We start from the raw sequence: 6,340 nt of genomic DNA on the forward strand, positions 1-6,340 counted from the left end.
AGTCGTTGGCGGCCGGTAGTCAGCTATTTTACCGCCAGCGTGGCGCCACGACACAGTCGCGCTCGCTATAGTCACATTGTTAGTATTAATAAATTTCTTTAAGGCAACCATTCTCTTGAGAAATGTTGCATAATATTGGACGTTGAATTTTTGGCATGTGCCAAGGATTCCTTATGTCTTGCTTTTTTTATTGGAATCGTATGCAACTGAATCACGCTGTTGTTCTGACCCTGATCGCCGCTTCGCTCGCCGCTTGCGGTGGCGGCGGTTCTTCTTCCCCATCCGACACGGCGGTTGCCGTGAATCCACCCGTGAATCCACCCGTGACGCCCGTGACGCCTGTTACGCCGCCAGTGGTACCTGTCACGCCGACCGCCACCGGCGAAAACACGGGCGCCGTCAGCGCGCGTTTCGTGAATGGCGACAACAGCCGCTTCATCTTCACGGCTATCGGCTTGCAGAGCAGTGGCAAGGCCAGCCTGCTGGTGCAAGATACCTCGGGCGCCGTGAGCAATATCGGCAGCATCGTCCTGACGGGCAACCCGTCCGTGACGCGCGAAATCAGCGGCGACGCCGCTTTTGCGCAGGGACGCTGGTTCAAGGGCTCGTTCAGCAGTATCTCTGGCGCCACGACGTTGACCGGCAACAATGCCAGCGCGCATTACGTCGCCTATAACGTGCTCGCCGCGCTGCCGGCGACCGGCACGTTCACCTGCGATGCGGGTACGTTCACGGCGCCAAGCTATACGGGCGGCACGAACGTCTCGTCGAGCGGCTACTTCGGCACTGCCAGCGGCACGGCCAGCATGTCCTTCGATGCCTCCGGCGCCAAAATAGCGCTGGCCATCGATGCCAGCGCTGGCGGCAGCACGGGCAAGGTATCGGCTTCGACGACCATCGCTTCGCCTGCGTCGAGCAGCATCACCGGCGGCTACCTGTCGAGCGGCACGGGCGCGCAGCTGATGCTGGGCGACGGCGGCGCCGGCCGCTATCTGCTGATCGCCGCCTACAAGGCGCAGCTGGCGAATGGCGCCAATTACCAGGGCGTGGCCACGTTCCGTTGCTCCTGATCCCGCGGGCATGAAAAAAGCGGCGCCGTGCCATGCACGGACGCCGCTTTTTTTTCGCGCGCCGGAATTAACGCAGCGCCGCGATCATCTGTTTCAGCTTGCCGGAATCGACGCAGAAGGCGCGGATGCCTTCGGCCAGTTTTTCCGTCGCCATCGCGTCTTCATTCATCATGAAGCGGAAGGCTTCCTCGTTCAGCGACATTTGCACGATGTTGGTCGATGGCGCCGCTTCGGCGCTCAGCTTGCGTTCCACCGGCGCATCGCTGTCGGCCAGTTTTTGCAGCAGGTCGGGGCTGATGGTGAGCAGGTCGCAGCCGGCCAGTTCGAGGATTTGCGACGTGTTGCGGAAGCTCGCGCCCATCACCTCGGTCTTGTAGCCGAACTTGCGGTAGTAATTGTAGATGCGGCGGACCGATTGCACGCCCGGGTCTTCCGCGCCCATGTAGTCGATGCCCGTCGATTTCTTGTACCAGTCGTAGATGCGGCCGACGAACGGCGAAATGAGCTGGGCGCCCGCTTCGGCGCAGGCAATCGCCTGGGCCAGCGAGAACAGCAGGGTCATGTTGCAGCGGATGCCTTCCTTTTCCAGGATGGCGGCGGCGCGGATGCCTTCCCAGGTGGAGGCGATCTTGATCAGCACGCGCTCGCGCGGGATGCCCGCGTTCGAATACAGGGCGATCAGGTCGCGGCCCTTGGCGACGGTGCCTTCCGTGTCGAACGACAGGCGCGCATCGACTTCGGTGGAGACGCGGCCGGGAATGGTTTGCAGGATTTCCACGCCAAAGGCGATCAGCAGGCGGTCGATGATTTCGGCGGTCGAGGCGTTCGGATGGTCGCGCACGGCCTTTTCCAGCAGCGGCTTGTATTCATCCTTCTGCACGGCCTTCAGGATCAGCGACGGATTCGTCGTCGCATCGCGCGGCGTGTAGGCCTGGATCGATTGGAAGTCGCCGGTGTCGGCCACCACGGTAGTAAATTGCTTCAGTTGTTCGAGTTGGTTCATGGCTGCACGGGAAAGAGTGAATGGGCTTGCCGGGGTATTGTACATAATCCGGGGCGCGGTTCAGTCCTTTTGGTGCGGAAGAAATGCAGTGGCAGGAACCCAAAATTGAGAGCCGGGGTCAGACCCGGCGGGTCAGACCCCGGATTTCTGCTGCCTAGCCAATAAAAGAATCAAACTGCATGTCGAATTCCTGCAGCGCCTTCTGCGCATTCTGCATCTTCTTGCGGAACTCCGGTCCCCGTTGCAGTGCCAGGCCCACGGCCAGCACGTCGATCACGACCAGGTAGGCCAGGCGCGCGGAAATCGGGGTGTAGGGGTCGGTGTTGAAGACCAGGTCGATCGGGATCAGCACGGTCGCCAGGTCGGCCAGCGGCGTGCCCGATGGGGCCAGCACGACAACGTCGGCGCCGCCGCGGCGCGCCAGTTTCACGGAGCGGACCAGGGCGGGGCTGTTGCCGCGCTGCGAGATGGCCACCAGGCAGTCGCCGCCGCGCAGCAGGGCAGCGGCGATGCTGTGGATGTTCGGGTCGCTGTAGGCCACCGTCGGCACGCCCGAGCGGAAGAACTTGTGCTGCGCGTCGGCCGCCACGATGCCCGACGTGCCCTGGCCATAGAATTCGATCTTGCTGGCGCGCGACAGGATGTCGAGCGCGCGCTGGATCGCTTCCGGGTTCAGGTTGTTGCGCAGGTCGAGCAGGGTGTTGATCGAGCGGCTGCAGATTTTATTCACCAGGTCGGCCGCCAGGTCGTCCTGCGCCGGCTGCTCGTTCGCGCCCGGCATGGCCAGGGCCAGGCCCTGCGCCAGCTTCAGCTTGAATTCATGCCAGCCGTCGTAGCCCAGGGTGCGGCAAAAGCGCACCACGGTCGGTTCCGACACCTGCGCGCTTTTCGCCAGCGCCGTGATGTTCTGGCTGACCGTCTGGTTAGGCTGGTCAAGCACGGCCAGCGCGACCTTCTTCTCCGACTTGGAGAGCGAATCGAGCTGGGTGCGGATGGAATCAAGCAGCATCAGGGTAGTCTTCTGGTAGGTGTTCAGGAGTGTGGGGATGATAGATAAAGGGCCTGCCCATCTGCGGGCAGGCCCTTGTATTGCCTGTTAATCCTCGGGTAGTGCTTCTTCACGCCACTGCAAGCCATCGCGGCCGATCAGGGCGCTGGCGGCGGCAGGGCCCCAGGTGCCGGCCGTGTACGGAATCGGCGCGCTGTCGTTCTGTTCCCAGCTGTCGAGAATCGGTTCGACCCATTCCCAGGCCGCTTCCAGTTCGTCGCCGCGCATGAACAGGGTCAGCTGGCCGCGCAGCACGTCGAGCAGCAAACGCTCGTAGGCATCCATGCGCGGGGTCTTGAACGATTCGCGGAAATCGAGTTCCAGTTCCGCCGGTTTCAAACGCATGCCGTCGCCTGGGGTTTTTGCCATCAGGTTCATGCGCAAGCCTTCGTCCGGCTGCAAACGGATCACCAAGCAGTTCGGCTGGAAGCTCGACGTGGGCTGGTTGAAGATCGAGTGCGGGATCTGCTTGAAGCGCACGACGATCTCGGCCAGACTGTCGGCCATGCGCTTGCCCGTGCGCAGGTAGAACGGCACGCCGGCCCAGCGCCAGGTGTCGATTTCCGCCTTCAGGGCAACGAAGGTCTCGGTGCGCGAATGTTCCGGCGCATCCGGCTCGTCGCGGTAGCTCGGCACGGTGGCGCCGTCCACGTGGCCGGCGCGGTACTGGCCGCGCACGATGTTTTGCGCCAGGGTGGTGGGCGTGAATTTTTTCAGCGAGCGCAGCACTTGCAGCTTTTCATCGCGCACGGCGTCCGGCGCGATCGAGGTCGGCGGTTCCATGGCGACGATGCACAGCAGTTGCAGCAAGTGGTTTTGCAGCATGTCGCGCAGCGCGCCCGACGTGTCGTAATAACCCATGCGGTTGCCCACGCCCAGCTTTTCGGCGATGGTGATCTGCACGTCGGAAATCCATTCACGGCGCCACAGCGGTTCGAACAGGATATTGCCGAAGCGCAGGGCCAGCAAGTTCTGCACAGTTTCCTTGCCCAGGTAATGGTCGATACGGTAGATCTGCGATTCCTGGAAGACCTTGCCCACTTCGGCATTGATCTGCTTGGCGCTGGCCAGGTCGCGGCCCAGCGGTTTTTCCAGGACCACGCGCGAGTTCGGCGTCACCAGGCCGTTGTCTTCCAGGTTGTCGCAGATGAGGGCGAACAAATGCGGCGGCGTCGCCAGGTAGTACACGCGGGTCAGGTCGGCATCGCCGCGCAGCGCTTCAACCAGCGGCGCGTACGTGGCCGCATCGCTGGCGTTGAGCGACACATACACGATGCGCGCACAGAATTTGCTCCAGGTGGCGGCATTCAAGGTGCTGGCCTTGATATGCGGGCGCGAGTTGGTTTCCACCATTTTCAGGAATGCATCCTGGCCGCTGTCCTGGCGGCCCACACAGATGATGCGCGCCGTCGGCGGCAAATCGTTCGCGACGTCGCGCGCATACATTGCAGGCAACAACTTGCGCATTGCTAAATCGCCGCTGCCGCCAAACAGGACCAGGTCAAAATCGGTAAGTGCCATAAGTGAGTGTCGTCGCAAAAGTAAAAGGGCCGGAGCGGGGAGGAAGCCGACCGGAAGTGCCAGTCTGTCGCTACTATAATCGGTGGTGTAAATTTACTACGTAGAACAGGCAATTGCAAGAAATTTTACTACATTCCAACGGCTGCCGTCGCCATTTTGCCCTGTATCCCTGCCCGCGATGCCGGCATGGCCATTATATGCCGTTCGCCGGCGCCGACGCAGTATCGTGATGTTCACCTGGCTTTTCAAAGCAACCATGGTTGCCAGGGAAATGTTCGATTCTCTACGTCATCATTTGCGCTGTAGCAACAAGCGCATCAAGAAATGCTGTCAGGATCGCCGTTGGCAGCGTAAAGTAGCTTTGGAGAAAGTAAAAAACCGTATAATTCAAGCTCGAATCGATAGCAACTATTGGTTGTAAGAAATTGTACGATACACACTGCACCGCTAGCGCCGGCCATGCCCCGAACCCGCCATCCGACGTCCATGCGACGTGCAGTCCGCATTGTCCGCAGCATCAGGGGCAGGCGACTTAACTTTACAAGACGGCTCAAGGGGACACAATGAATTCAATGCAGCAAGATGTCGATGAACGCACCAGCCTGACAGGCAATAACAAATTCGAACTGTTCCTGTTCAAGCTCGGCACCAGTGATCACTCGACCAGCCGCGAACTGTTCGGCATCAATGTGTTCAAAGTCCGTGAAATCATGGAAATGCCGGCCATCACGGCGGTAGCCGGTTCGCACCCGCACATGCTGGGCGTGGTCAATATCCGTGGCCAGATCGTGCCCGTGATCGACTTGCCGATGGCGGTCGGCTGCAAGAGCAATGGTTTGAAGATCCTGATGGTGACCGAATTTGCCCGCTCGACACAGGCGTTTGCCGTGGAAGAGGTCGATGAAATCGTGCGCCTGGAATGGAATCAGGTCCTGTCGGCCGAATCGAGCGTCGGTGGCGGCCTCGTCACCAGCATCGCCCGCCTCGATGGCGACACGGACAAGACGCGCCTGGCGCAAGTGCTGGACGTCGAGCAAATTCTGCGCAACGTGTTGCCGTCAGGCGACCCGGACGTGGACGAAAACAGCATCGGCCCGCAAGTGCGCTTGCCGGCCGGCGCCGTGATCCTCGCGGCCGACGATTCCTCGCTGGCCCGCTCGCTGATCGAAAAAGGCCTCGAAGCGATGGGCGTGCCTTTCATCATGACCAAGACGGGCAAGGAAGCGTGGGAACGCCTGCAGGCGATCTCTGCCCAGGCGGCGACGGAAGGCAAGACGGCGAAAGACAAGGTTGCGCTGGTGCTGACCGATCTGGAAATGCCGGAAATGGATGGCTTTACCTTGACGCGCAACATCAAGAACGATGGCCGTTTCTCCAACATTCCCGTGGTGATCCACTCGTCGCTGACGGGCTCGACCAACGAAGACCACGTCAAGGGCGTCGGCGCCGATGGGTATGTGGCCAAGTTTGTGGCGGCTGAATTGGCCGAGACGATCCGCAAGGTATTGTCGCGCTAATCCGGCGCGGCCATGGTCAACACGGTTGTCGGATTACGCGGGCCTTCGTCCCGCTAATCCGACCTACGCCGTTGCGCAAGAAAAAGCGCCGGACCCTCGCGGGTGCCGGCGCTTTTTCTTGCTGGCAAACGATTACGGCTGGTCCGCCACGCCTCTGGGCACGTGGCAGTCCGGTAGGTCG

Annotated in this window: 5 protein-coding genes; 2 read left to right on the forward strand and 3 right to left on the reverse strand. The window is 61.1% G+C overall.

The features are described 5' to 3' along the window. Window positions 1-200 precede the first annotated feature (200 nt). Entirely contained in the window at window positions 201-1,070 is an 870-nt protein-coding gene (locus tag ASN89_RS09055) for a hypothetical protein (protein ID WP_058049032.1), read from the forward strand. 67 nt (window positions 1,071-1,137) lie between these two features. On the opposite strand, the gene tal is transcribed toward ASN89_RS09055, so the two are convergent. The 3 genes from tal to zwf form a co-directional block, all read right to left on the reverse strand. Next, on the reverse strand, window positions 1,138-2,073 hold the full coding sequence (tal, locus tag ASN89_RS09060) for a transaldolase (protein ID WP_034753971.1): 936 nt from the start codon (window positions 2,071-2,073) through the stop codon (window positions 1,138-1,140). Between the two features lie 154 nt (window positions 2,074-2,227). After that, window positions 2,228-3,082: an SIS domain-containing protein gene (locus ASN89_RS09065; protein ID WP_034750862.1), complete on the reverse strand. Its 855-nt coding sequence runs from the start codon at window positions 3,080-3,082 to the stop codon at window positions 2,228-2,230. Window positions 3,083-3,169: 87 nt separating this feature from the next. Continuing rightward, window positions 3,170-4,642 carry a glucose-6-phosphate dehydrogenase gene (zwf, locus tag ASN89_RS09070; protein WP_046685898.1) on the reverse strand — a complete coding sequence of 491 codons (1,473 nt, stop codon included), beginning with the start codon at window positions 4,640-4,642 and terminating at the stop codon, window positions 3,170-3,172. 563 nt (window positions 4,643-5,205) lie between these two features. Here zwf and ASN89_RS09075 point away from each other — a divergent pair. Then, a complete protein-coding gene (locus ASN89_RS09075) occupies window positions 5,206-6,159 on the forward strand; it encodes a chemotaxis protein (RefSeq protein WP_035821285.1) in 954 nt (317 codons plus the stop codon). Window positions 6,160-6,340: the final 181 nt, after the last annotated feature.

This window comes from Janthinobacterium sp. Ant5-2-1 (assembly GCF_001445815.1).
GTDB classification, from domain to species: Bacteria; Pseudomonadota; Gammaproteobacteria; order Burkholderiales; family Burkholderiaceae_D; genus Janthinobacterium; species Janthinobacterium lividum_E.

Bases quoted from the DNA above. Each gene is read 5' to 3' on its own strand.
- ASN89_RS09055 (WP_058049032.1), top strand. From the start codon at position 201: ATGCAACTGAATCACGCTGTTGTTCTGACCCTGATCGCCGCTTCGCTC.
- tal (WP_034753971.1), bottom strand. From the start codon at position 2,073: ATGAACCAACTCGAACAACTGAAGCAATTTACTACCGTGGTGGCCGAC.
- ASN89_RS09065 (WP_034750862.1), bottom strand. From the start codon at position 3,082: ATGCTGCTTGATTCCATCCGCACCCAGCTCGATTCGCTCTCCAAGTCG.
- zwf (WP_046685898.1), bottom strand. From the start codon at position 4,642: ATGGCACTTACCGATTTTGACCTGGTCCTGTTTGGCGGCAGCGGCGAT.
- ASN89_RS09075 (WP_035821285.1), top strand. From the start codon at position 5,206: ATGAATTCAATGCAGCAAGATGTCGATGAACGCACCAGCCTGACAGGC.